Annotated in this window: 4 protein-coding genes; 1 reads left to right on the top strand and 3 read right to left on the bottom strand. The window is 48.8% G+C overall.

All coding sequences use genetic code 11. The annotated features are described in order from the left end of the window. On the top strand, window positions 1-684 hold a 684-nt coding region (locus tag RR877_RS10395; RefSeq protein ID WP_332628201.1), incomplete at its 5' end, for a helix-turn-helix domain-containing protein. 378 nt (window positions 685-1062) lie between these two features. Here RR877_RS10395 and RR877_RS10390 read toward each other — a convergent pair. The 3 genes from RR877_RS10390 to RR877_RS10380 form a co-directional block, all read right to left on the bottom strand. Continuing rightward, window positions 1063-1479 (bottom strand): hypothetical protein, encoded by a 417-nt coding sequence (locus tag RR877_RS10390; RefSeq protein ID WP_332628199.1) that lies wholly within the window; start codon window positions 1477-1479, stop codon window positions 1063-1065. A 30-nt stretch (window positions 1480-1509) separates the two neighbouring features. Continuing rightward, window positions 1510-1818, bottom strand: coding sequence for a hypothetical protein (locus tag RR877_RS10385; RefSeq protein ID WP_109520959.1), 309 nt, complete (start codon window positions 1816-1818; stop codon window positions 1510-1512). Window positions 1819-2325: 507 nt separating this feature from the next. Next, the coding region (locus RR877_RS10380; protein WP_332628195.1) for a hypothetical protein at window positions 2326-2523 on the bottom strand (198 nt) is incomplete at its 5' end.

Here is a 2523-nt window from a genome sequence, read left to right as displayed (position 1 = left end):
CCCAAAGGGCGTAACTACAGCAAGTCCGCAGTGACTATGACTACCCATGATGGCAGCTCTATGGATCAACAGAAGCAGGGAGAGAGTCTGGTGATTGATGAAATTCTGAGGGCAGTCCTTCGGCGAACTACCGGAACTCCACTGCTGTTCAGCAACAGCTGGGCAAGTTTCAGGTGGTTGACACGAGGGGCTGTGCACCGCTGCTCAATCGACAGTCGAGGCTTGAACGAGTATCAGGGCGAAACTGATGCGATTCTTCTGTTTGGTGGAAACCCATCGCCATCCGATCAGCTCGCACTGGAGTTTCTGGCAACAAAGTATGGTCGAGAGTTTCGCCAAGGATTCATCGTCACCAGATTTTTGGAGCCCAGCTTACAGGCAGCGACTCGAACAGCAGTGCGAGACAGAAGCAATACCAAGCCGATACAGCTGTTTGTGCAGGATGGGCGAGTGGCCGAGTATCTTGTCTCCACCTATATGCCACATGCCGTGATCGATTGGAGCTTGTCTGAAATATGTCCAGTGGGTGAAGACCGTAGAACGACTGTGGACGTACGTAGAGTTCAAGTCTGCGAGTTGTTTGCACAAGGCAAGAAGAATGCTGAAATTGCTCGCTTGACTGGTGTGCATCGAAACACACTACCAAGCTGGAGAGACGACTGGCGAGCCGGTCAAGCAGCTTAAGTTAAAACCAGTTGCACATCGCAATCCTAGCTTTAGTTTGCAAGGCAAGAAATGCACATTGATCCTAAGAGTATTACTAGGAAAGGTGTGCAGTTTTAATAACATCAGCTGTATCGTCCCAATTCGATTTTGCACAAACACAAATAGCTAGATCAAGAACACAAGCGTAGAGCTCGATTTGTGTGATCTTTGTTTGTTACTGAAGTACATTCGGAGGAATGTCGGCGGTCACGCCGAAGTTGAGCACACTTGAAACGTTTTCGGTGCGAGAACACTGGCGAAGCCAGGAGGTAGTAATCCTTCAAGCTCCGCTGGGCTGATACCATTCTCAGTTGAGCTGGTCACTGTGCTACGAGCGTTCCATTTGAAGTTGTGTGGTTATAGTGCATCATCTATATCGTCCACTGTGACAGTGAATTTATCGTTTACTTGGCTTATGGTTAGTCCTGACTTCTTGCAGGTGGCAATACCACGTCGATAGATGTCATTGATTTTTTCTTTGTCATTGTTCTTAGCGGCTGTTGTGAAGTAGTTGACTATTATGCTGGCGGTGTTGCTTGAGGTATCTGTCATTATCCTCAGCGTGGTTGCTGGATACTTGTTCTTCATAGCTACTGCTTTCATCTTGACTCCAGCGATATCGGTAGAATTATCCATCATCTTTGGGTTTATGTACTTTTGTGAGGCAACGAAGCCAACGCATTTCGATATGTCGTTTTCTTCTTCGGATAGCCCACCTGCAATGCTGGAGGTGCTGAGTGCAAGCAGGGCTGCTGAAAGAATCAGTTTTTTCATCGAGTCATGTGTCCTTTCGAAGGTGCTGGCTTATCGGAGATAGAAGTAGAGGAACACGACAACCAGAATCACGAATATCACTCGCCCCTGAAGTACGTCGTAGTTTAGTTCGTCTTTCTTGATCTGCTGGTACGTATCGGTGTCACTCAGCCCCTGTGTTTTGTAAAGCATGATCTGATTAATCTGCTTGTCGATTCTCTTGTTGTGGGCGTCATTGCTGCGCATTGTTATCCCCCACACCAGCAGCCATAGCCCTCCTGTCAGCACCGTCAGAATCACGTGCAGGATGTGATTTGTCGTCTTCTTCTGGTTGGTGAGTACAAACAGTTTTTCGTTCATGGGCATCCCTGTCAGGTGCTAGCTGGGTGAGCAACGAGGATATCAATGTATCACTTGGTGTGTCATCACATAGTGTGTTCACGATTGGGGTACATCCGACCATCATTCGGGGATGCAGCCAAATCAGAATTTGAGAAAGGGCTTCGGCCAACGCATTCGAGAGCTACGCAACAGTCAGGACTTCAGTCAGGAGGCTTTCGCTGATAAGTGCGGGTTCGTTCGAACTTACATGTCCCGAATTGAGACTGGCACCGCCAACCCCAGCCTAGACGCGGCCAAGGTGCTTGCTGATGGACTGGGAATGACGCTGTCAGAGCTTCTACAAGGACTTTGACTTGACTTGTCTTGCCGTAGCCAAGCTGGTTTGTGAGTGGCGTTCAGAGCGGAACGCGTCGGTTGGACATCGTGCAGATGGACACTAGCCACCTCACCAATTCCCAGAGTCTTTGCCACCCTTCTGCATGCATTCAACTCAATCCCGTTGTTCACAACGTGAGCTGTGGTTGGTTATACCGTCTTAGGGCGAAACCCTCGATATACCCAGCCGCACCCATAACCAATGGCATACAAAACAGCGCATACACCAGCCCAGATAGCGAGCATGGTGCCAATGTACTCAAGCTGCCTGTAGATAAAATCATCCTTGAACTCTTCGTAGCGTTCATATTCTCGCTTGTCAGACTCCACCGTGTACTGACTTGGAAG

It is taken from the genome of Aurantimicrobium sp., assembly GCF_036667855.1.
Lineage (GTDB): Bacteria > Actinomycetota > Actinomycetes > Actinomycetales > Microbacteriaceae > Aurantimicrobium.
This window is presented reverse-complemented; position numbering and strand designations above follow the sequence as displayed.